We start from the raw sequence: 20,071 nt of genomic DNA, 5'->3' as shown, positions 1-20,071 counted from the left end.
CCTTCCGGGCCACCCGACAACTTACGGAGGATCCCGTGGCCACGACCCGTACCGCGCACACCGTCTGGGAGGGCGAGCTGCTCACCGGCAGCGGCACCGTCACCTTCGACTCGTCCGGCATCGGCTCCCAGCCGGTCTCCTGGCCGTCCCGCGCCGAGCAGGCCAACGGGAAGACCAGCCCCGAGGAGCTGATCGCCGCCGCCCACTCCAGCTGCTTCAGCATGGCGCTGTCGCACGGCCTGACCGGTGCGGGCACCCCGCCCACCCGTCTGGAGACCAAGGCCGACGTCACCTTCCAGCCGGGCGAGGGCATCACCGGCATCCACCTCTGGGTCCGGGGCGAGGTGCCCGGCCTGGACGAGGAGGGCTTCGCCGCCGCGGCCGAGGACGCCAAGAAGAACTGCCCGGTCAGCCAGGCGCTCACCGGGACGACCATCACCCTCAGCGCCGAGCTCGCCTGACGCCCGTCGCCGGGGCGAGCAGGGTCCCCGCGGCGAGCAGCGCGACGCCGCCCGCCGCGAGGGCCAGCGGCCACACCGGTCCATGGCGCCGCACCAGCCACGCCCCGGCGGCCGCCCCGAGCGTCATGGCCAGCACCGATCCCACCCGCCGCCCGAGGTAGGGGTCGGTACCCCCGGCCATCCGGGAGTCCGCGGCGATCCCGGTCAGGGTCCGGGTCAGGATGACCGTCATCATGTCCGGCACGGCGAGCCGCCGGACGGTCGCGACCCGTATCCCCATGGCCAGCGCCAGCACGGCGATCGTGGTGAAGCGCCGGCCCTCCCCTCCCGGGCCGGTCGCCGTCACCACGGCCGCCGTGCCGACGAGCAGCGCCTCGGCGGTCAGTGCCCCGCCGATCCACAGCCGTCTCGGCCGCCCCTCCATCACCACCCCGAACCGCCCGCCGAGCAGCGCCCCCACCAGGAAGCCGCCCACCGCCAGCCCCGAGGCGGGCACCGAGAACCCGGGCGCGCCCGCCGCCGAGAAGCCCAGGAAGACGACGTTGCCGGTCATGTTCGCGGTGAAGACGTGACCCAGCCCGAGGAAGCTCACCGCGTCGACGACCCCGGCCGCGAGGGTGAGTGCCAGCAGCGTGGCGAGCAGGGCCCGCGAGGTCTCCCGGGGCGTCACGCCCTCATGGTCGCAGCATGGCGTGCACGACGAGGTTCTCCACCGGCTTCCCGCCGCCGTCCGGCGCGCCCGCGCATGTGACCAGGAGCAGCTTCCGCTCCTGCGGCGCCGGCTGCTCCTTCCGGGCGACGGGCACGCTCTTCCCGACGGTCTCGGTGCGGGTGACGACGAAGTGCAGCACCCGGCCGTCGCCCCGCTCGACGTCGATCACCGTGCCCTCGCCCACCGTGTGCAGCTCCCGGAAGACCGCCGCCCGGCCGTCCCGGTCGTCCCGGTGCCCGATGATCACCGCCGCACCGCGCTCGCCGGGGAGGACGCCGCCGGCGTACCAGCCCGCGGTCATGCCCTTCTCCGGCGGCGGGCCCTTGACGCCGCGGTCCTTGTCCAACGCGTTGACCCTGATCAGCGGGCTGTCCACACCGAGCGAGGGGATGCGCACCCGCTGCGGCTCGTCGGCCGACGCGGGGGTGCCGATGGCCTTGTCGTCGACCCCGCCGACGCGTCCGAAGCACCCGCCGGCCAGCAGGGCGAGGGGCAGCGCCAGACAGACCAGGCCGGCGAGGGCCAGGACGACGTGGCGTGTGCGGGACATGGAACCGCTCCGGTCCGGGGGCAAAGTACGGGCCCACGCTACGGAGGCGCCGCGCCCGGCCGCCTCGGGTAAACGGCCAGGCTTGGGGCCGTCGTATCAGCCGAAAGGATGAGACGCGCGGGGCGTGGTCACCGTATGAGCCGCTGGAAGAGCCCCCAGGTGAACTCCGCCACGTGCTCCTCCCGCCGTCCCGACGCGTCCGGGGCCGTGAAGGCGAGCTGCCAGCGGGTGGGGGCGGTGCCCTCCATGGGGCGGGCGGGGGCGAAGGCGCGGGCGGTCTCGTCCACGGTGCAGGACCAGGGGGTCAGTTCCTCGACGGTGCGCGGGGCGGGGGAGGGGGCGCCGGGGGCGCGGACGAGCCATTCGTTCCAGACGGCGCCGCCGGGGGCGGTGAGGACCTCGAAGCGGAGGTCCGGCCAGAGGGGGACGGGCCAGGTCGCCGCCCGGGCGGTGAGGTCGCCGACGCGGCGTTCGGCGATGTCCTCGGGCGGGCCGAGGAGGGAGCGGTAGCGGGGGCCGGCGCCCTGCCGACGGGGGGAGTGGAGCACGGCCTGCCAGCGGCGGTTGGCCTCGCGCATCTCGGCCCGGTTCACGCCGAGTTGGCGGAGGGCGTCCTCGACGAGCCCGGGCTGGTGGTCGGCCATGCGGCGGAGGAGGACGAGCTGGAGGTCGAGGGGGGTGAAGGGGGCGGGGGAGCTGGGGGTGGTCATGGGGTCATGGTGGCGGACGGGGCGGGTGAGCGGAGGGTTTTCACTGCTCGTCCAGGGTTTTCACTGCTCGTCCCCCAGCATCCGCCGCAGCAGGTCCCGCAGTGTCGTCCGCTCCTGCGGGGACAGATGGCTCAGCGGTTCGCGGGCGAAGTCGAGGCCCTCGCGCAGGCGTTCCGCCGTCTCGCGGCCGGCGGGGGTGACCGCGGCGAGCTTGACGCGGCGGTCGTCCGGGGCGGGGCGGCGTTCGACCAGGTCGCGGGCGGCGAGGCGGTCGACGATGCCGGTCACGTTCGACGGCTCGCACTTGAGCCGCTCCGCGATCCGCCGCATCGGCAGCGGCTCGCGGGCCAGCAGGGCGAGGACGCGGGCCTGGGCGCCGGTGAGGGAGTGCCGGGCGGCCGCCTCGTCGTACTCCTCGTGGTAGCGCACCACGACCGTCCCGATGAGGTCCACGACCTCCAGGGTCAGCGGGTCGGGGGTGGGGGAGGGCGGGGGTGTCGACGACGGTGCCATGGCATCAGCCTACCCAGTTGCTTGACAACATAAAATATATAGGTCAACTATTGTTTCAGGTAGTGAAGCAATAGGAGGTCCACACCGATGTCCGTACCCGCCACCGCCCGTGCCTGGCACCTCGTCTCCCGCCCGGTCGGCGAGCCGAGGCCCGAGGACTTCGCGCTCCGCGAGGAGCCCGTCGCCGAGCCCGGTGAAGGACAGATCGTCGTCCGCAACCTCCACCTGTCGGTGGACCCGTACATGCGCGGGCGGATGAGCGACCGCAAGTCGTATGTGCCGCCGTACGCGCTCGACCGGCCGATGGCCGGAGGCGCCGTGGGCGAGGTCGTCGCCTCCCGGGCCGAGGGCCTCGCCGTGGGCGACCACGTCCTGCACGACCTGGGCTGGCGCGAGTACGCCGTGCTCGACGGCGCGAAGGCGTTCCGGGTGGACGCGGGGGCCGCGCCGCTCTCCGCCTACCTCGGCGCGCTCGGCATGCCCGGGATGACCGCCTACGCGGGCCTGCTGGACGTCGCCTCCTTCAAGCCCGGCGACGCCGTCTTCGTCTCCGGCGCCGCCGGGGCGGTGGGCAGCATGGTCGGGCAGATCGCCCGGCTCAAGGGGGCCTCGCTGGTCGTCGGCAGCGCCGGGTCGGACGAGAAGGTGCGCCGGCTCGTGGAGGAGTACGGCTTCGACGCGGCCTTCAACTACAAGAAGGACGGGTCCGTCGCGGAGCAGCTCGCCCGGGTGGCCCCGGACGGCATCGACGTCTACTTCGACAACGTCGGCGGCGAGCACCTGGAGGCGGCCATCGGGGCGCTGCGGGTGCACGGCCGGGCCACGCTGTGCGGGGCGATCGCGCAGTACAACGCGGTGGAGCCGGTGCCGGGGCCGAACAACCTCGCCCTGGCGATCGGCAAGCGGCTGCGCCTGCAGGGGATGCTCGTGGTGGACCACGAGGACCTGCGCCCGCAGTTCGTCGAGGAGGTCGGCGGCTGGATCCGCTCCGGCGAGCTCAAGCGGGACGAGACCGTCGTCCACGGCGTGGAGAGTGCCGTGGACGCCTTCCTCGGGCTGCTGAGCGGTGCCAACACCGGCAAGATGATCGTCAGCCTCGACGGCTGAGCGCCGGCACCTCCGCCAACACCGGCCCGGCGTCCGCCCGTTCGGCCAGCACGCGGCCGTCCGGTCCCCACACGGCACTGAGCCCGCACGCCGTGAACGGACCGGACGCGCCCACGTGGTTGGCGAGCGCGACGCACAGCCCGTTGTCCCGGGCCATGGCCGGGTAGAGGGTGGCCAGCTTGCGCGGACCGTCCTCCGTGTCGTGCAGCGCGCTCGCCAGGAGCACCGCGCAGCCGTCCGCCGCGGCGCGGGCGGCGACGTCGGGGAACGCGGTGTCGTAGCAGATGGCCAGCGCGAAGCGGACGCCGTCCAGGGTGAAGCGGCCGTCCTCCGTGCCGCAGACGAAGCCCGCCGCCTGCTCCGTCTCCGTCACATGGACCTTGTCGTAGCGGGTGAGGAGGGTGCCGTCCGGGCCGTACGCGTACGAGCTGATCGTCGGTCCCTGCGCCGTGCGCCCCGCGCAGTTGACCACCGCCGCGATCCCGGCGGCCCGGCACGCCTCGCGCAGCGGGGCCAGTTCCGGGGCGCCGGGGTCCAGGAGCAGGGCCGGGTCGGCGTTGACGGCGGCCAACTCATAGCCGGTGACGGCCAGTTCGGGGAAGACGACCACGGACGCGCCGGCGGCGGCCGCCTCGGATATGAGGGCGGCCATGGCCCCGACGTTGGCCGCGACCTCGCACGGCCGGGGCGTGAACTGCGCACTTGCGATGATCATGAGCTCATCATGGCCGGTGCACGGTGCCCGCGGCCACCCCGAGCAGCGACTTCACCTGAGCCACGATCGTCTGCCGGTTGCGCTCGAACTCCGGGTCGGTGACGCGGCCCTGGGCCGGGCCGTTGTCGTCGGCGAACCGCAGGACGGGCGTGTGCAGATGGCCGCCGGGGACGGACAGACCGATCGCGTCGCGCAGCAGGGTGGCCCGGTAGGCGATCTCGTTGGAGAGGTAGTCGCCCCCGCCGCCCGCGCGCGCCGCCGAACCGGGCGTCGGGCCGTCCGGGCGCTCGACGGGCACGGTGGAACCGGCGGGGATCTCGGTGACGGAGGTGTTGTCGTGGACCGGGTACGGGCCGGTCGTGGCCGAGGTGAGGGCGGCGTACGGGAGCGTGGTGCGGGTCCATTGGGGCTGCGGATGCACCGTGGGGACGCCGCGCGGAATGGGGACGGGCGCCGGGCCGCGCCGCAGGCCCTCGTTGTCCGTACCGGAGCCGCGCCACGCCCCGTTGGTCCGCTCGACGTCGAAGCGTCCCGGGCGGCCCTGGCTGACCGTGGTGAAGAGGTCCACGCGCCGCGGCCCCGGCCGGAAGTGCGGCAGCAGCGTCCGCTCGACCGTGCCGCGGGCGAAGTCGTCCCAGCGCACGGGGAAGACGACGGCCTCGACGCGGGCCGGGCCCGAGGGCGTGTCGACGGTGGTGCCGTCCAGGGCGAGCGCCGACGCGCCGGACGGGTTGGAGCGCCGTATGTCGTCGTCGAGCTGGAAGGGGTCGAAGCCGGTCACCAGGACGCGCTTGACGCCCCGGCCGGCGGGGAAGTCGACGGAGTCCTGGCCGCGGGAGGTGCGTTCCAGCGAGCCGAGCAGGGCCGAGCGCCGCTGGGCGGAGAGGGCGAACGAGGGCTTCCACTCGTGCAGCGTCCTCGTCAGGCCCACCCGGGCCCAGTACAGCGGGCGGTCGTCGTCGCGCGGCAGGTCGCCGCGGACCGTCCCCCGGCCCTGGGCCCGGTCCACCGCGCGCCGCCACAGCCGCCGCCCGGTGGTGTCCGTCAGCCGCTCGGCCTGTCCCGGGGTGCGGGTGCGCGCCAACGCGGCGGCGAACTCCGCGGCCTCCCCGTCGAATCCGCCGCGCCGCAGGATCTCCTGCGGCGCGGCCGCGTCGAGGCGGCGCTCCTCCCGGGTGGCGGCGGACGGGGGCGCGTCCGCCGCGGCGGGGACGGCGAGGGCGGAAACGGTCAGGAGCGCGGCGAGAAGAGCGGCGCTCCGGGCGGGCGATGTGTGCGCGGTGATTCCCATGAGGCCATATGAAACCAATGGGAGGGGGCAGACGGTAGGAGGTCGCCAACACCCCTTCCGTACCGGCGATTTCGCGCCACAATGGCCGGATGGATATAGCCGAGTTCACGGGAGTTCACCAGGCTGTCATCAGTGGTTCGCCATGGGCGGCCCCGCCGCTGTTCGGCACGGCCGCCGGCCAGGGCGTCCGGCAGTTCGCCGAACTGGGCCTGGCCCTGCTGCTGTCGCTGCTCATCGGACTGGAGCGGGAGCTCCAGCAGAAGAGCGCCGGACTGCGCACCCACACGCTGGTCGGGGTGGGGAGCGCGCTGTTCATGGAGGTCTCGATCCACGGGTTCGGGTCGCTCGTCGGCGTCCCCGGCGCGTCCGTGGACGTCTCCCGGGTCGCCGCACAGATCGTCTCGGGCATCGGATTCATCGGCGGCGGCCTCATCTTCGTCCGCCGCGACGCGGTCCGCGGGCTGACCACCGCGGCGACGATCTGGCTGACCTGCGCCGTCGGCATGGCGTGCGGCGGCGGGCTGCCGCTGCTCGGTGCGGGGGCGACGCTGGTGCACTTCCTCGTGGTGCGCGGCTTCCCGCTGGTCACCCGGCGGCTGGTGACGCGCCACGCCGTCACCCAGGTCGAGCTGCGGCTCTCCTACCGGACGCGCAGAGGGCTGCTGGGCCGGGTGCTGGAACTGTGCACCGGCAGCGGCTTCCGCGTGACCGACGTGCACATCCACTCCGAGACCCGCGAGTCGGGCAAGGTGAAGGAGGCCGAGGTCGTGCTGGGGCTGGAGGGCCGGGCGTCCGCCCATCCGCTCGTCGAGGAGCTGACGGACTGGGAGGGCATCCTGGCCGTGGGGCTGCACGCGCACCGGGACAGCACCGAGTGACGGCCTGAACGGGCTTGGCGCGGGGGCGGGTTCACCGGCTGCCGCCCGTCCCCGTCCCGCTCACGCCGCCGGCGGGGCCGCCGTGATCCGCCGGTACGCCAGCTCGGCCAGCTCCTGCTGGCCCTTGCGGCTGGGGTGGAACCAGTCCCAGTGGCTCAGGGACTCGCCCGTGAAGGCGTAGCCGTGCACCGAGCCGCCGTCGTAGCGGCACAGCCGGTCGCGGCGGCAGACGTCCTCCAGGACGGCGTTGTACTCCTTGACCCGGCGGTCCACCCGGTCCCGCCGCTCCTGCGCGGCGGCATCCTGCGCGTCCGCGTCCTTCAGCATCGACGGGCAGATCCCCAGCTTCCACACCTGCTTGCCCAGGGCGCTCCTGCTCCCCTCGGACCACAGGCGTTTGAGATCGGGCACGCTCGCCACGTACACCTGCGTCCGGGGCAGCGCCCGGCGCAGCTCGGCCAGGGACTTCTCGAAGTCCGCGCGGTAGTCGGCCACGGGCGTCATCCGGTCGGCGTCGGCACGGCAGGCGTCGTTCGCCCCCAGCAGCACCGTCACCAGCTGCGGGCGGTGGGCGACGGCCGCACGCATCTGGCCGGGCAGGTCGGCCATCCGGGCGCCGGTCCGCGCGTGGTTCCAGCTCTGTGCGGCCGGGGACGGCAGGAGGCGGGCCGCCAGGCTGTCCACCTCGGTGCCGGTCGCCCAGGAGACCTGGGGGCAGTCCTCCAGGAGGGAACAGGCGTCGAAACCGCGGGTGATGGAGTCGCCGAGCGAGGCCATCGAGGTGGGGCGGGTGTTCCAGACGGGGCCCGCGGGCTTCTTCGCCTCGGGGGTGGTGGCGGCCTCCCCGGAGCCGCCGTCACAGCCGCCGGCGAGGAGCGCCGTGGTGAGCGCCACCGCGGCCGCGAGGGCCGCCCGGGCCGGGCGGCGGCCCGTGCTGCTGCGCATCGTCCTTCCCCCTCCGGCCGGGTGATATATGTCCTGGACCGACGGTACGTCACCGCGGTGACCTCAGCGCACGATAGCTTTTTCCCGGAGTGACCGAGCCGTTCCCGGTCATGTCCGCTCCTCGGCCCCACCGGATCACCCGACGTCACATCCTGTCCCTTTTCAGGAGAATTGCTCCCAATGGTGTTTACTGTTGGTTACCTCGCGAGCTGGTGCGGGAGTGGCCATTGGGGCAGGACCGTTACGTGTGCGAGGCCGCTGGGGCCGCTCGGGAAGGCGACCCTCGAACCGCACTGGAGGTCCCGGTGACGACACGTGGCGTTCTCTATGTGCACTCCGCGCCGCGCGCGCTGTGCCCGCACGTCGAATGGGCCGTCGCGGACGTACTCGGCGGGCGCGTCACGCTCGACTGGATCAGGCAGCCCGTGGCACCCGGCACCTGGCGGTCGGAGTTCTCCTGGCAGGGCCGGCCCGGCACCGCCTCCCGGCTCGCGTCCGCGCTGCGCGGCTGGCACCTGCTGCGCTTCGAGGTGACCGCGGAGCCGTGCGCGGCGGCGGAGGGCGAGCGCTACAGCTCCACACCGGACCTGGGGATCTTCCAGGCGGTGACCGGGATCCACGGGGACATCCTGATCCCCGAGGACCGGCTGCGGGCGGCGCTGGGGCGGGCGCAGCGGGGGGAGGCGGACCTGGCGGGGGAGGTGGCGCGGCTGCTGGGGAAGCCGTGGGACGACGAGCTGGAGCCGTTCCGGCACGCGGGGGAGGGCGCGCCGGTGCGGTGGTTGCACGAGGTGGTGTGAGCCCCGGAGGGAGCGCCCCCCGAACGGGCCGAACCTTGCCCTCGAGTCCGCTCCAAGCCCTACCGTTCATGCCATGACCTCCCCCACCCCCACCTCCGTCGCCGTCCTCGGCACCGGCATCATGGGCGCCGCCATGGCCCGTAACCTCGCCCGGGCCGGGCTGGCCGTCACGGCCTGGAACCGCAGCCGTGCCAAGGCCGAGCCGCTCGCCGCCGACGGCGTCCGCGTCGTGGACGAGCCGGCCGAGGCCGTCCGGGACGCGGACGTCGTGCTGACGATGCTTCACGACGCGTCGGCCGTCCTCGATGTGATGCGCCGTGCCGCCCCGGGGCTGAGGCCCGGCGCCGTCTGGGCGCAGTCGACCACCGCCGGCCTCGACGCGCTCGACGACTTCGCGGCCCTCGCCGCCGAGTGGAAGATCGCCTTCGTGGACGCCCCGGTGCTCGGCACCAAGGCCCCGGCGGAGGCGGGCGAACTGACCGTTCTGGCCGCCGGACCCGACGCCGCCCGGTCCGCGCTCGCGCCCGTCTTCGACGCCGTCGGCTCGCGGACGGTGCGGCTGGCGGAGGAGGGCGCCGCCTCCCGGCTCAAGCTGGTGCTCAACAGCTGGGTGCTGGCCGTCACCCACGGCACCGCGGAGGCGCTGGCGCTCGCCGAGGGGCTCGGCGTGGACGCGTCCGCCTTCCTCGACGCGGTGGCCGGCGGCCCGCTCGACATGGGCTACCTGCGCGCCAAGGCGGGCCTCCTGCTGAACGGCGCCCTCACCCCGCCCAGCTTCGCCACCGCCACGGCCGAGAAGGACGCCCGGCTGATCGTGGCCGCGGGGGAGCGGGCCGGGGTGCGGCTGGACGTCGCGGCCGCGGGCGCCGAGCGGTTCCGGCGGGCCGTGGCCCAGGGGCACGGGGACGAGGACATGGCGGCCTCGTACTTCGCCAGCTTCGGGGACGGCTCCGGGGAGTGAGAACGCGCCGAGGGCCCGCCCCGGTCGTCAGCGACCGGGGCGGGCCCTCGTATGTGTACGACGCGGCGTGCGTCAGACCGTCCGCAGCGCGAGCACCACGTTGTGCCCGCCGAAGCCGAACGAGTTGTTGATCGCCGCGATGGTGCCCTCGGGGAGCGGACGCGGCTCGCCGCGCACGATGTCCGCGTCGATCCCGTCGTCGAGCTCGTCGACGTTGATGGTCGGCGGGGCCATGCGGTGGTACAGCGCGAGGACGGTGGCGACCGTCTCGATGCCGCCCGCGCCGCCCAGCAGATGGCCGGTCATCGACTTGGTGGCGGAGACCGCGACGTGGTCGAGGTCGTCGCCGAGGACCTTGCGCAGCGCCTTGATCTCCGCGAGGTCGCCCTGCGGGGTCGAGGTGGCGTGCGCGTTGAGGTGCACGACCTCCGACGGCTTCAGGTCGCTGGAGTCCAGCAGGGACTGCAGCGCCGCCGCGATGCCGCGGCCGGTCGGCTCGGGCTGGGCGATGTGGTGGCTGTCCGCGGACAGGCCCTGGCCCAGCACCTCGCAGTAGACGCGGGCGCCGCGCCGCGCGGCGTGCTCGGCCGACTCCAGGATCACGACGCCGGCGCCCTCGCCGAGGACGAAGCCGTCACGGCCCTTGTCGTAGGGGCGGGAGGCCTTCTCCGGCTCGTCGTTGTTCTTGGACATCGCCATCATGCTGGCGAAGGCCGCGACGGGCAGCGGGTGGATGGCCGCCTCGGTGCCGCCGGCGACGACCACGTCGGCACGGCCGGTGCGGATCATCTCCACGGCGTAGCCGATGGCCTCGGCGCCGGACGCGCAGGCGCTGACCGGGGTGTGCACGCCCGCCTGGGCGTTGACCTCCAGGCCGACGTTGGCGGACGGGCTGTTGGGCATCAGCATCGGCACGGTGTGCGGGGAGACGCGGCGGGCGCCCTTCTCCTTGAGCACGTCGTACTGGTCGAGCAGGGTCTGCACGCCGCCGATGCCGGAGGCGATGACGGTGCCCAGGCGCTCGGGGGCGATGGCGCCGTCCTCGCCGGCCTTGCCGGTGTAGCCGGCGTCGGCCCAGGCCTCGCGGGCCGCGATCAGCGCGAGCTGCGCCGAGCGGTCCAGCTTGCGGCAGAGCGGGCGGGGCAGGACGTCGGCCGGGTCGACCGCCGCCGGGGCGGCGATGCGGACCGGGAGGTCGGCGAAGCGCTCGTCCTCCAGGGCCTTCACGCCGGAGCGTCCGGCGAGCAGCCCTTCCCAGGTTGATGCGCTGTCGCCACCCAGCGGTGTGGTTGCGCCGATACCGGTGACGACCACGGTGCGATTGGTCGAGTTCACAGGAATTGTCTCCACGTGTAGAAGTGCTGGAACCGCCACCCGCCGGGGTGGCGACGAACGCAGGATCAGCCCTGGTGCTTGAGGATGTAGGACGCGGCGTCGCCGACCGTCTTCAGGTTCTTGACGTCCTCGTCCGGGATCTTGACGTCGAAGCGCTCCTCGGCGGCGACGACGACCTCGACCATGGACAGGGAGTCGACGTCCAGGTCGTCGGTGAAGGACTTGTCCAGCTGGACGTCCTCGACCGGGATGCCGGCGATCTCGTTGACGATCTCGGCGAGGCCCTTGAGGATCTCTTCCTGCGTGGCGGCCATTGCGGCGCTCCTTAATTGTGCGGTGATACGGGTAAAACTGCTGAGGGAACTGCTGTCGGCGGGATTCCGCGCCGTGGTCGGCCGGTGCCGGTCCGTGCGGATCTCGCCTAGGGGAGGGTAACGACCGTCGCGGCGAACACGAGACCCGCCCCGAAGCCGATGAGCAGCGCGGTGTCCCCGCTCTTCGCCGCCCCGGTGGCCAGAAGTCGCTCCATCGCCAGCGGGATGGAGGCGGCGGAGGTGTTGCCGGTGGTCTCCACGTCGCGGGCCACCACCACATTCTCCGGCAGCTTCAGCGTCTTGACCATCGAGTCGATGATCCGCATGTTCGCCTGGTGCGGGATGAAGACATCCAGTTCCTCGGCGGTGATCCCGGCCTCGTCCAGCGCGTGCTGGGCGACCTTGGCCATCTCGAAGACGGCCCAGCGGAAGACCGCCTGGCCCTCCTGGGTGATGGCCGGAAAACGCACGTCCTCGGTGGACTCGCGGTACACGTCCCACGGCAGGGTCTGCCGGATGGTGTCCGACTTGTCGCCCTCGGAGCCCCAGACGGTCGGGCCCATGGCCGGCTCCTTGGACGGGCCGACCACCACGGCGCCGGCGCCGTCGCCGAACAGGAACGCGGTGGAACGGTCGTCCAGATCCGTCAGGTCCGACAGCCGCTCCACGCCGATGACCAGCACGTACTCGGCCGAGCCATCGGTCACCAGGCCCTTGGCGAGGGTCAGGCCGTAGCCGAAGCCCGCGCAGCCGGCGGAGATGTCGAAGGCGGCCGGCTTGCCGGCGCCGATCCGGTGCGCGATCTCGGTCGCGATGGCCGGGGTCTGCTTGAAGTGCGAGACCGTCGAGACCAGCACGGCCCCGATCTGCTCGGGGGTGATGCCGGCGTCCGCGATGGCCTTGCCCGCGGCCTCCACCGACATGGTGGCCACGGTCTCCTCCGGGCCGGCCCAGTGCCGGGTGGCGATGCCGGAGCGCGAGCGGATCCACTCGTCGGACGAGTCGATGCGCTTGAGGATCTCCTCGTTCGGCACCACCCGCGTCGGGCGGTAGCCGCCCACGCCCATGATCCGGGCGTAGGGCGCGCCCTTGGCGGGCTTGATCTTCGAAGTCATGATCCAGGGCTCCTTATGCGGCCGAGGACTCGGCGTGGGCGTGCTCGGCGATGAGCTCCCGGGCGGCGTCCAGGTCGGCCGGCGTCTTGAGGGCCAGCGTCTTCACACCGGGCAGGGCGCGCTTGGCGATGCCGGTCAGGGTGCCGCCGGGCAGCACCTCGAGGATCGCGGTGACGCCCAGCTCCTTGAAGGTGTCCATGCACAGGTCCCAGCGGACCGGGTTGGCCACCTGGCCGACGAGGCGCGTCACGACGTCGGCGCCGGTGCCGACGACCGCGCCGTCGCGGTTGGAGACATAGCGGGTGTGCGGGTCGGCCGGGCCCAGCTCCGCCGCGGCGGACTCCAGGACCGAGACGGCCGGGGCCATGTGCTCGGTGTGGAACGCCCCCGCGACCTTGAGGGGGACGACGCGGCGGGTGCCCTCGGGCTTGTCCTCGGCGAGCGCCGCCAGCTGCTCCATCGTTCCGGCGGCCACGATCTGGCCGGCGCCGTTGACGTTCGCCGGGGTCAGGCCGAGCTTCTCCAGGTGCGGCAGGACGACCTCGGCCTCGCCGCCGAGCAGGGCGGACATACCGGTCTCGGTGACCTGCGCGGCCTCCGCCATGGCCAGACCGCGCTTGCGGACGAGCAGGAGGGCCTCCTCCTCGGTCAGCACACCGGACAGCGCGGCGGCCGCCAGCTCACCGACGCTGTGCCCGGCGGTGGCACCGACCAGGCGCGACACGTCGTCGCCCGTGGGGAAGAGCTGCCGCGCGGAGAGCAGCGCCGCGGCGACCAGCAGCGGCTGGGCGACGGCGGTGTCGCGGATCTCGTCCGCGTCGGCGTTCGTGCCGTAGTGGACCAGGTCCAGGTCGATGGCGGCCGACCACTCCCGCAGTCGGTCTTCAACACCGGGGAGGTCGAGCCAGGGGGTCAGGAAGCCGGGCGTCTGAGCGCCCTGGCCGGGAGCGACGAGTACGAGCACCCTCACACTCTCTCTCGTGGACGGCTCCGCCCACCCGTGGGGACAGGGACGAAGAACCGTCAGGGGAATTGTTTACGTTCGACAAAAGCCTACGGCGGTCACTCGGCGTCGGCCAGACGCCCCAGGATCAGCGCGATGCGGAGGGTGAAGGCCGAGCGCACATCGGAGGGTGACCATCCGGTGACGTCCGTCACACGTCGGAGCCGGTACCGCACGGTGTTTGGGTGGACGAAGAGCATCCGCGCGGCGCCCTCCAGGGAGCTGGCCTGCTCCAGATAGACGCTGAGCGTCTCCAGCAGCGCCGAGCCCGCCTCCTCCAGCGGTCTGTAGATCTCCTCCACCAACTGCTCGCGCGCCACCGGGTCACCGGCCATCGCGCGCTCCGGCAGCAGGTCGTCGGCCAGCACCGGACGGGGGGCATCCGGCCAGGCGGCGCACGCCTTGAGACCGGCGGCCGCGGACTGCGCGGACCGGGTCGCGGCGAGGAGGTCGGGGACGACCGGGCCGGCCACCACGGGGCCCCTGGCGAACGGGCCGATCAGGGCCTTGGCGGTCTGCAGCGGGTTGTCGCTGCCGCCCGCGATCACCACCAGGCGGTCGCCGAGCACCCCGGTCAGCACCTGGAGCTTGGCATGCCGCGAGGCGCGCCGGATGGCCTCGACGGTCAGCTCGCTGTCGCCGTTGGGGGCGGTGCCCAGCACCACGCAGACGTTCGCGGGCGAATTCCAGCCGAGTGCGGCGGCCCGGGACAGCGCGCCCTCGTCCGCCTCGCCCGACAGCACCGCGTTGACCACCAGGGACTCCAGCCGGGCGTCCCAGGCGCCGCGCGCCTCGGCGGCCTGTGCGTACACCTGTGCGGTGGCGAAGGCGATCTCCCGGGCGTAGACGAGCAGCGCCTCGCGCAGCGCCGACTCGTCGCCGGGCGCGGCCACCTCGTCGATGGCCGACTCCATCACCTCGATGGTGGTGCGCACCATCTCCACGGTCTGGCGCAGGGTGATCGCCCTGGTCAGCTCGCGGGGAGCGGTGCCGAAGACGTCGGTGCTGATCGCCTGGGGGGTCTCCGGGTGCCGGAACCACTCGGTGAAGGCCGCGATGCCGGCCTGGGCCACCAGCCCGATCCAGGACCGGTTCTCCGGCGGCATCGCCCTGTACCACGGTAGCTGCGCGTCCATCCTGGCGATGGCGGCCGCGGCCAGCGTTCCCGATGACTTCTCGAGGTTGCGGAGGGTGGCGCTGTGCGGGTGCGGGGGGTGAGCAGCGGATTCAGGCACGGGGACAAGCCTGCCCTATTCGGGTGCGGTGCGGGGCGGCCGGGCTACCGTAGCCCGGTGATCGAGGCGCGGATTCAGGTGCGGCGGGCGGCGGAGCGGTTCCTCGGAGGGGACGCGGAGGCGGGCATCTCGACCCGGCACGCGTTCTCGTTCTCGGGCTTCTACGACCCCGACAACGTGCGGTTCGGGCCCCTGTCCGCGTGCAACGAGGAGCTACTGGCCCCCGGCGCCGGATTCGCCGAGCACCCCCACCGGGATGTGGAGATCGTCACGTGGGTGGTGGAGGGCGAGCTCGTCCACGAGGACTCGGCCGGGCATGTGGAGGCGGTGCGTCCCGGAGATGTGCAGTGGCTGAGCGCCGGGGAGGGCGTGCGGCACGTCGAGCGCAACGGGGGTGCGGGGCCGCTGCGGTTCGTCCAGATGTGGCTGACGCCGCTGGAGGCCGGGGGGTCTCCGGCGTACGGGGTTTCGCGCTCCGTCCCCGACGGGGAGGTGTGCGCGCTGCCGCGGGCGGGGGCGGTGCTGCATGTGCGGCGGCCGGGGGCGGGGGAGCGGTGTGCGCTGCCGGGGGCGCAGTGGTTGTACGTGCACGTGGTGCGGGGGGGCGCTGCGCTTGGCGGGGTGGACTCTTGCCGAGGGGGACTCGGCGCGGGTCCAGGACGCGATGTCGCTCGACGCGGTGGCGCTGGACGAGGGCGCGGAGCTGTTGCTGTGGGAGATGCGGGCGGAGGCGCGTTTTCCCTGAGGTGGGGGGGAGGTTTGCCCCGGTCCCGCCCTTTCACCGTTTCTTTGCGCTCCGCGCGGGTGTCCTCAAGCGCCGGACGGGCTGAAATCAGCCCGTCCGGCGCTTGAGGACTTCGCCCGAAGGGCGAATGGGGGTCCGGGGGTCTCCCCCGGAAGAAACGGTGAAAGGGCGGGCCAGGGGCAACAACCCCTACAGCTCCGCCAGGACCGCATCCGTCAGCAGCGGCCACGCCTCCACCGACCACGCCCCGAAGTCCCGGTCCGCCAGGGCCACGCAGGCCGCCCCCGCCTCCGGGTCCACCCACAGGAACGTGCCGGACTGGCCGAAGTGCCCGAACGTCCGGGGCGAGCTCTTCGTCCCCGTCCAGTGCGGCGACTTGGCGTCGCGGATCTCGAAGCCCAGGCCCCAGTCGTTGGGGCGGTGGTGCCCGTACCCGGGCAGGACGCCGCCCACCCCGGGGAAGACGACCCGCGTCGCCTCGTCCAGCGTCTGGCGCGACAGCAGCCGCGGCGCCTGGAGTTCGGCGGCGAAGCGGACGAGGTCGTCGACGGTCGAGACGCCGTCCTTCGCGGGCGAGCCCGCCAGGTGGGTGGCGGTCATGCCGAGCGGTTCGAGCACGGCCTGCCGCAGATACTCGGCGAAGGGGATGTCGGTGGCCTTGGCGATGTGGTCGCCGAGCGCGTCGAAGCCGGAGTTGGAGTAGAGCCGCCGGGTGCCCGGCTCGGCCATCGTCCGGTCCTCCTCGAAGGCCAGACCCGAGGTGTGGGCGAGGAGGTGACGGACCGTCGAACCGGGCGGCCCGGCCGGCTCGTCGAGCTCGACCGCGCCCTCCTCGACGGCGATCAGCGCCGCGTACGCGGCGAGCGGTTTGGTGACGGAGGCCAGCCGGAAGCGGTGCCCGGTCGGCCCGCGGGCCCCCGCGAGCGTGCCGTCCGCCCGCACGACCGCCGCGGCGGCGGTCGGCACGGGCCAGTCATCGATCTTCCGCAGGCTCTCCATGGCGAGGAGCCTATCCCGGCCCCGCGGCTTCCCCGCGGCTTCAAAGATTCCGTCAAGTATCCGCTTGCCTGGAGTGCACTCCAACTCACTAGCGTTGACGCTGTCACAGGGGCACGAGCACGAGGCCCACGGGGACATTTAGGGGGAACCGCATGACCGTGATCGACAGCGCGCCGGTACCGGCCGCCCGGCCGGGAGGCCGGGAGCGCTACACGATCGGCGAGGTGGCCGACTACGCGGGGCTGTCCGCGCACACCCTGCGCTGGTACGAGCGGATCGGACTGATGCCCCACGTCGACCGCTCCCACACCGGCCAGCGCCGCTACACCGACCGGGACCTGGACTGGCTGGACCTCGTCGGCAAGCTGCGGCTGACGGGCATGCCGGTGGCGGACATGGTCCGTTACGCGGAGATGGTGCGCGAGGGCGACCACACCGTCGTCGACCGCCTGCGGCTGCTCAGCACGCACCGCGAGGACGTCCGGCGCCGCATCGCCGAGCTGCAGAGCACGCTCGACGTCCTCGACTACAAGATCGACCGCTATGGCGAGCTGTGCGCCCTTCAGGCCTCGCCCGGCTTCACCAGCCCCGACTCGTAGGCGAAGATCACCACTTGGGCCCGGTCGCGCAGCCCCAGCTTCGCCAGCACCCGTCCGATGTGCGTCTTGACGGTCTGTTCGGCGAGCACCAGGGACGCGGCGATCTCCTGGTTGGACAGGCCGCGGGCGATCAGCTCCAGCACCTCGGTCTCGCGCGGGGTGAGGCCCTTCAGACGCAGCGACCGGTCCTTGCGAGGGGCCGGCCGCTGCTGGGCGAAGTCCGCGATCAGACGGCGGGTGACGGACGGCGCGAGGAGCGCCTCGCCGGCGGCGACCACCCGCACCGCGGAGATCAGATCGGCCGGCGGGGCGTCCTTGAGCAGGAACCCGGACGCGCCGGCGCGCAGCGCCTCGTAGACGTAGTCGTCCACGTCGAAGGTGGTCAGCATCAGGACCTTCGGGCGGTGGACGACGCCGCGGGGCGGGTCCAACAGGCGGCGGGCCGCCTCCAGTCCGTCCATCTCGGGCATGCGGACGTCCATGAGGACCACGTCCGGGTGGAGGCGGCGGCCGGCCTCCACGCCGCGCGCCCCGTCGGGGGCGTCCCCGACGACGTCGATGTCGGGCTGCGCGGCGAGGAGCGCGGCGAAGCCCGCCCGCACCATCGCCTGGTCGTCGACGATGAGCACCTTGATGGTCATGCGGCCGGGTTCTCCAAGTGGGTCGGTACGAACGGGAGTCGGGCCGCCACCCGGAAGCCTCCGCCGGGCAGCGGGCCGGTGTCCAGGGTGCCGCCGACGAGACGGACCCGCTCGCGCATCCCGACGAGACCGTGGCCCGTCCCGGAGGTCTCCAGGGGCGTGTGCGGCCCGTCCGCCGGGTCGTTGACGACCAGGACGGTCAGGCCCTCGTCGTCCGCGGTCACCGACACCCGGGCGAGCGCGCCCGGCGCGTGCCGGACGACGTTGGCCAGGGCCTCCTGGACGATGCGGTACGCGGACAGGTCCACGGCCTGCGGGAGCGGGGCGGACGGGAGCTCCTGACCCAGCGTCAGCTCCACCGGCTGGCCGGCCCGTACGGTCGCCTCCACCAGCTGCCCGATCCGGCCCACCCCGGGCTGCGGGGCCTTCTCCCCGCCGCCCTCCCCGGCGTCCTCGCTGCGCAGCACGCCCAGCAGCCGGCGCATCTCGGCGAGCGACTCGCGCGCGGTGGCGGCGATGGTGCCGAACTCCTCGGCCGCGGCGGGCGGCAGGTCGGGGATGCGGTACGGGGCGCTGTCCGCCTGCACGGTGATCACCGACATGTGGTGGGCGACGACGTCGTGCAGCTCGCGGGCGATCCGGGTGCGCTCCTCCAGCAGCGTGCGGCGGGCGCGTTCGGCCTCGCTGATCGTCTCCTGCTCGGCGAGCGCCCGCCGGTCGGTGCTGCTGCGCCGCAGGGCGCCGCCCAGCGCCATCAGCAGGCCGCCGAGGATGACGACGACGAGCCAGCTGCCGTTGCTGCGGCCCGGCTGGGCGGAGGTGAGGGCCCAGCCGGCCGCGGAGACCAGCACCCAGACCGCGGCCAGGGTGCGCGGGCGCTCCCGCAGACCCACCAGCAGCATCAGCACCAGCAGACCGATGATCTGCGGGGCGGGCCAGGGCCAGACGTTGGCGGCCGGCCCGCCGAAGTCCGACGACATGACCAACGCGCCCACCACGTCCGCCGGGAACGCGATCGCCCAGGCGAGCAGCGGCCTGCGCACGGCGATCAGCAGCGGCGCGCTCTGCGCGACGGCGAGCACGAGGGCCAGATCGCTCTGCACCCCGTACTGGGTGGGAAGGATCGTCGCCGTGACGGGGAGGAAGAGCGCGACGAGGGCGAGGGCGACCAGATAGGGCAGCCTGCGGACGAAGGGCCGCTCGGCCTGCCCGAGGAGGGGGACGGGCGGTCCGGCCGGGGTGAAGAGGTCGCGGAGGGCGGCGGGGAGGGTGCGGGACGGGGGTGGCGGCATAGCGGGTTCAGGGTACGGGGGCGGGGTCGGCGGGGGCGTCATACCGGGGTATCGGGTTGGGGGGAGTTTGCCCCGGTCCCGCCCTTTCACCGTTTCCTGCGCTCCTGCGCGGGGCAACGCGGCTGCGTCGCGTTCGTCCTCAAGCGCCGGACGGGCTGGATTCGCGCCCGGGCGCGGAAAACCAGCCCGTCTGGGGGTTGCCCCCTCCGGGGAGCTTGAGGACACCCGCGCGGAGCGCGAAGAAACGGTGAAAGGGCGGGACCGGGGCAAACCCCCTCACAGCTCCGCCAGCAGCTCCGCCTTCTTCGCCGTGAACTCCGCATCCGTCAGCAGCCCCGCCGAGTGCAACGCGCCGAGGTGCCGGATCCGCTCCGCGACCGCCCCCGGATCGGGGCGGGCGGCGGCCGGGGAGGCGACCGCCGCCGCCGGCGAGGCGCGCCGCACCGCCGCCAGCACCGCCGCCGCGAACGGCAGCGACTCGTGCAGCAGGCCGTATCCCCGGCCGAAGACGACGGCCGCCGGATCCTGGTCGGCGGGCGGGGGGAGGGGATCGGCGCCCCGGCGCAGCAGCCGCAGGTGGCCCCCGGGCGCATCGGGGGAGCGCCATTGCGCACCGGTCAGTTCCTCGATCGCGAAGTGCTGGTCACCGGCCTTCCACTTGGCCGTGGAGGCACCGGTCCGGGACCAGCGGAAGGAGACGGTCCGGCCGTCGAAGGACGCCTTCCCGTCGTACGCCTTGAAGGACGACGGAGGCGTCGGCGCGGCGACGAGATGGCGCTCGGACGGCTCGTGGGCCGACGGGCCGAGCGCGGCGCGTATCTCGTCGGCCCAGTACGCGGCGAGCGGCTCGCGCTCGGCGGGCAGCTCCAGCCGGTAGGGGTCGGAGGTCTCCCGCAGCTGGTCCCCGGCGGCCTCCATCAGCGGGTCCACGCCCGGTCTGGGCACGGCGCGCAGCGCCACCGTGCCGCGTCTGCCGGGCACCCGCTCGACGGCCGCCAGCGCCTCGTGGGGGATGCGCCGCTCGCCGAGCGCCTGGAGCAGCTTCGGTGTGCGGATCCCCCGTTCGAAGCGGATGAGCACGGAGTCGGTGTCGAACTCCCAGACGGTGTGGAAACCGGCCAGCACATCACCCATGCGGCTCATCGTAAGC

22 protein-coding genes and 1 pseudogene are annotated in these 20,071 nt (G+C 73.5%); 7 read left to right on the top strand and 16 right to left on the bottom strand.

Features of this window, described 5'->3' with window-relative positions:
- Positions 1-35 precede the first annotated feature (35 nt).
- On the top strand, positions 36-461 hold the full coding sequence (locus AB8735_RS13545) for an OsmC family protein (protein ID WP_344018222.1): 426 nt from the start codon (positions 36-38) through the stop codon (positions 459-461).
- Here AB8735_RS13545 and AB8735_RS13540 read toward each other — a convergent pair.
- The 4 genes from AB8735_RS13540 to AB8735_RS13525 form a co-directional block, all read right to left on the bottom strand.
- The gene (locus AB8735_RS13540; protein WP_372407522.1) at positions 442-1,131 is read right to left on the bottom strand and encodes a YoaK family protein; all 690 of its coding nucleotides are present in this window, start codon (positions 1,129-1,131) and stop codon (positions 442-444) included. The genes AB8735_RS13545 and AB8735_RS13540 overlap by 20 nt on opposite strands.
- A gap of 4 nt (positions 1,132-1,135) precedes the next feature.
- On the bottom strand, positions 1,136-1,723 hold the full coding sequence (locus AB8735_RS13535; protein ID WP_372407519.1) for a class F sortase: 588 nt from the start codon (positions 1,721-1,723) through the stop codon (positions 1,136-1,138).
- A gap of 128 nt (positions 1,724-1,851) precedes the next feature.
- On the bottom strand, positions 1,852-2,433 hold the full coding sequence (locus AB8735_RS13530; protein WP_372407518.1) for a hypothetical protein: 582 nt from the start codon (positions 2,431-2,433) through the stop codon (positions 1,852-1,854).
- Between the two features lie 60 nt (positions 2,434-2,493).
- The gene (locus tag AB8735_RS13525) at positions 2,494-2,946 is read right to left on the bottom strand and encodes a MarR family transcriptional regulator (protein WP_344018213.1); all 453 of its coding nucleotides are present in this window, start codon (positions 2,944-2,946) and stop codon (positions 2,494-2,496) included.
- A gap of 87 nt (positions 2,947-3,033) precedes the next feature.
- Between AB8735_RS13525 and AB8735_RS13520 the strand changes: the two genes are divergently transcribed.
- Positions 3,034-4,053 carry an NADP-dependent oxidoreductase gene (locus AB8735_RS13520; RefSeq protein WP_372407516.1) on the top strand — a complete coding sequence of 340 codons (1,020 nt, stop codon included), beginning with the start codon at positions 3,034-3,036 and terminating at the stop codon, positions 4,051-4,053.
- Here AB8735_RS13520 and AB8735_RS13515 read toward each other — a convergent pair.
- The gene (locus tag AB8735_RS13515) at positions 4,037-4,768 is read right to left on the bottom strand and encodes a carbon-nitrogen hydrolase family protein (RefSeq protein ID WP_372407514.1); all 732 of its coding nucleotides are present in this window, start codon (positions 4,766-4,768) and stop codon (positions 4,037-4,039) included. The two genes, AB8735_RS13520 and AB8735_RS13515, sit on opposite strands and share 17 nt — an antisense overlap.
- 7 nt (positions 4,769-4,775) lie before the next feature.
- A complete protein-coding gene (locus AB8735_RS13510) occupies positions 4,776-6,059 on the bottom strand; it encodes a pyroglutamyl peptidase (RefSeq protein ID WP_372407513.1) in 1,284 nt (427 codons plus the stop codon).
- 89 nt (positions 6,060-6,148) lie between these two features.
- Here AB8735_RS13510 and AB8735_RS13505 point away from each other — a divergent pair, with 89 nt between their 5' ends.
- Entirely contained in the window at positions 6,149-6,937 is a 789-nt protein-coding gene (locus tag AB8735_RS13505; RefSeq protein ID WP_344018205.1) for an MgtC/SapB family protein, read from the top strand.
- A gap of 60 nt (positions 6,938-6,997) precedes the next feature.
- Here the strand turns inward: AB8735_RS13505 and AB8735_RS13500 are convergent, their stop codons facing one another.
- A complete protein-coding gene (locus AB8735_RS13500) occupies positions 6,998-7,882 on the bottom strand; it encodes an SGNH/GDSL hydrolase family protein (RefSeq protein WP_344018202.1) in 885 nt (294 codons plus the stop codon).
- Positions 7,883-8,187: 305 nt separating this feature from the next.
- On the opposite strand from AB8735_RS13500, the gene AB8735_RS13495 reads away from it, so the two are divergent.
- Entirely contained in the window at positions 8,188-8,682 is a 495-nt protein-coding gene (locus tag AB8735_RS13495; protein ID WP_344018200.1) for a DUF3145 domain-containing protein, read from the top strand.
- A 73-nt stretch (positions 8,683-8,755) separates the two neighbouring features.
- Positions 8,756-9,643 (top strand): NAD(P)-dependent oxidoreductase, encoded by an 888-nt coding sequence (locus AB8735_RS13490; protein WP_372407510.1) that lies wholly within the window; start codon positions 8,756-8,758, stop codon positions 9,641-9,643.
- Positions 9,644-9,715: 72 nt separating this feature from the next.
- On the opposite strand, the gene fabF is transcribed toward AB8735_RS13490, so the two are convergent.
- The 5 genes from fabF to AB8735_RS13465 form a co-directional block, all read right to left on the bottom strand.
- A complete protein-coding gene (fabF, locus tag AB8735_RS13485) occupies positions 9,716-10,978 on the bottom strand; it encodes a beta-ketoacyl-ACP synthase II (RefSeq protein WP_372407509.1) in 1,263 nt (420 codons plus the stop codon).
- Between the two features lie 65 nt (positions 10,979-11,043).
- On the bottom strand, positions 11,044-11,292 hold the full coding sequence (locus AB8735_RS13480; RefSeq protein ID WP_344018194.1) for an acyl carrier protein: 249 nt from the start codon (positions 11,290-11,292) through the stop codon (positions 11,044-11,046).
- Between the two features lie 107 nt (positions 11,293-11,399).
- Positions 11,400-12,407: a ketoacyl-ACP synthase III gene (locus AB8735_RS13475; protein ID WP_344018192.1), complete on the bottom strand. Its 1,008-nt coding sequence runs from the start codon at positions 12,405-12,407 to the stop codon at positions 11,400-11,402.
- Between the two features lie 13 nt (positions 12,408-12,420).
- A complete protein-coding gene (locus AB8735_RS13470; protein ID WP_372407506.1) occupies positions 12,421-13,371 on the bottom strand; it encodes an ACP S-malonyltransferase in 951 nt (316 codons plus the stop codon).
- A gap of 98 nt (positions 13,372-13,469) precedes the next feature.
- The gene (locus AB8735_RS13465; RefSeq protein WP_344018187.1) at positions 13,470-14,645 is read right to left on the bottom strand and encodes a helix-turn-helix domain-containing protein; all 1,176 of its coding nucleotides are present in this window, start codon (positions 14,643-14,645) and stop codon (positions 13,470-13,472) included.
- Positions 14,646-14,705: 60 nt separating this feature from the next.
- Between AB8735_RS13465 and AB8735_RS13460 the strand changes: the two are divergent.
- A pseudogene (locus AB8735_RS13460) lies at positions 14,706-15,390 on the top strand (pirin family protein).
- 189 nt (positions 15,391-15,579) lie between these two features.
- Here AB8735_RS13460 and AB8735_RS13455 read toward each other — a convergent pair.
- Complete coding sequence (locus AB8735_RS13455) at positions 15,580-16,389, bottom strand: serine hydrolase domain-containing protein (RefSeq protein ID WP_372407505.1); 810 nt, start codon at positions 16,387-16,389, stop codon at positions 15,580-15,582.
- Positions 16,390-16,541: 152 nt separating this feature from the next.
- On the opposite strand from AB8735_RS13455, the gene AB8735_RS13450 reads away from it, so the two are divergent.
- Positions 16,542-16,988, top strand: coding sequence for a MerR family transcriptional regulator (locus AB8735_RS13450; protein ID WP_344032383.1), 447 nt, complete (start codon positions 16,542-16,544; stop codon positions 16,986-16,988).
- Here the strand turns inward: AB8735_RS13450 and AB8735_RS13445 are convergent.
- The 3 genes from AB8735_RS13445 to AB8735_RS13435 all read right to left on the bottom strand — a co-directional run bounded on the left by AB8735_RS13445 (position 16,952) and on the right by AB8735_RS13435 (position 20,055).
- Positions 16,952-17,629, bottom strand: a complete 678-nt coding sequence (locus AB8735_RS13445; RefSeq protein WP_344032385.1) for a response regulator transcription factor — start codon at positions 17,627-17,629, stop codon at positions 16,952-16,954. The two genes, AB8735_RS13450 and AB8735_RS13445, sit on opposite strands and share 37 nt — an antisense overlap.
- Positions 17,626-18,963 carry a sensor histidine kinase gene (locus tag AB8735_RS13440; protein ID WP_372407503.1) on the bottom strand — a complete coding sequence of 446 codons (1,338 nt, stop codon included), beginning with the start codon at positions 18,961-18,963 and terminating at the stop codon, positions 17,626-17,628. The genes AB8735_RS13445 and AB8735_RS13440 overlap by 4 nt, the downstream gene beginning before the upstream one ends.
- A gap of 234 nt (positions 18,964-19,197) precedes the next feature.
- Positions 19,198-20,055 carry a DUF4429 domain-containing protein gene (locus AB8735_RS13435; RefSeq protein ID WP_372407502.1) on the bottom strand — a complete coding sequence of 286 codons (858 nt, stop codon included), beginning with the start codon at positions 20,053-20,055 and terminating at the stop codon, positions 19,198-19,200.
- Positions 20,056-20,071: the final 16 nt, after the last annotated feature.

The organism is Streptomyces luteireticuli (genome assembly GCF_041519305.1).
GTDB lineage: Bacteria > Actinomycetota > Actinomycetes > Streptomycetales > Streptomycetaceae > Streptomyces > Streptomyces luteireticuli.
Note: the sequence above shows the minus strand (reverse complement) of the source record. Positions and strands in the feature narration are given on the sequence as shown.

Bases quoted from the DNA above. Each gene is read 5' to 3' on its own strand.
- AB8735_RS13435 (WP_372407502.1), bottom strand. From the start codon at position 20,055: ATGGGTGATGTGCTGGCCGGTTTCCACACCGTCTGGGAGTTCGACACC.
- AB8735_RS13440 (WP_372407503.1), bottom strand. From the start codon at position 18,963: ATGACGCCCCCGCCGACCCCGCCCCCGTACCCTGAACCCGCTATGCCG.
- AB8735_RS13535 (WP_372407519.1), bottom strand. From the start codon at position 1,723: ATGTCCCGCACACGCCACGTCGTCCTGGCCCTCGCCGGCCTGGTCTGT.
- AB8735_RS13520 (WP_372407516.1), top strand. From the start codon at position 3,034: ATGTCCGTACCCGCCACCGCCCGTGCCTGGCACCTCGTCTCCCGCCCG.
- AB8735_RS13525 (WP_344018213.1), bottom strand. From the start codon at position 2,946: ATGGCACCGTCGTCGACACCCCCGCCCTCCCCCACCCCCGACCCGCTG.
- AB8735_RS13450 (WP_344032383.1), top strand. From the start codon at position 16,542: ATGACCGTGATCGACAGCGCGCCGGTACCGGCCGCCCGGCCGGGAGGC.
- AB8735_RS13490 (WP_372407510.1), top strand. From the start codon at position 8,756: ATGACCTCCCCCACCCCCACCTCCGTCGCCGTCCTCGGCACCGGCATC.
- AB8735_RS13530 (WP_372407518.1), bottom strand. From the start codon at position 2,433: ATGACCACCCCCAGCTCCCCCGCCCCCTTCACCCCCCTCGACCTCCAG.
- AB8735_RS13505 (WP_344018205.1), top strand. From the start codon at position 6,149: ATGGATATAGCCGAGTTCACGGGAGTTCACCAGGCTGTCATCAGTGGT.
- AB8735_RS13445 (WP_344032385.1), bottom strand. From the start codon at position 17,629: ATGACCATCAAGGTGCTCATCGTCGACGACCAGGCGATGGTGCGGGCG.
- AB8735_RS13455 (WP_372407505.1), bottom strand. From the start codon at position 16,389: ATGGAGAGCCTGCGGAAGATCGATGACTGGCCCGTGCCGACCGCCGCC.
- AB8735_RS13510 (WP_372407513.1), bottom strand. From the start codon at position 6,059: ATGGGAATCACCGCGCACACATCGCCCGCCCGGAGCGCCGCTCTTCTC.
- AB8735_RS13515 (WP_372407514.1), bottom strand. From the start codon at position 4,768: ATGATCATCGCAAGTGCGCAGTTCACGCCCCGGCCGTGCGAGGTCGCG.
- AB8735_RS13500 (WP_344018202.1), bottom strand. From the start codon at position 7,882: ATGCGCAGCAGCACGGGCCGCCGCCCGGCCCGGGCGGCCCTCGCGGCC.
- AB8735_RS13480 (WP_344018194.1), bottom strand. From the start codon at position 11,292: ATGGCCGCCACGCAGGAAGAGATCCTCAAGGGCCTCGCCGAGATCGTC.
- AB8735_RS13475 (WP_344018192.1), bottom strand. From the start codon at position 12,407: ATGACTTCGAAGATCAAGCCCGCCAAGGGCGCGCCCTACGCCCGGATC.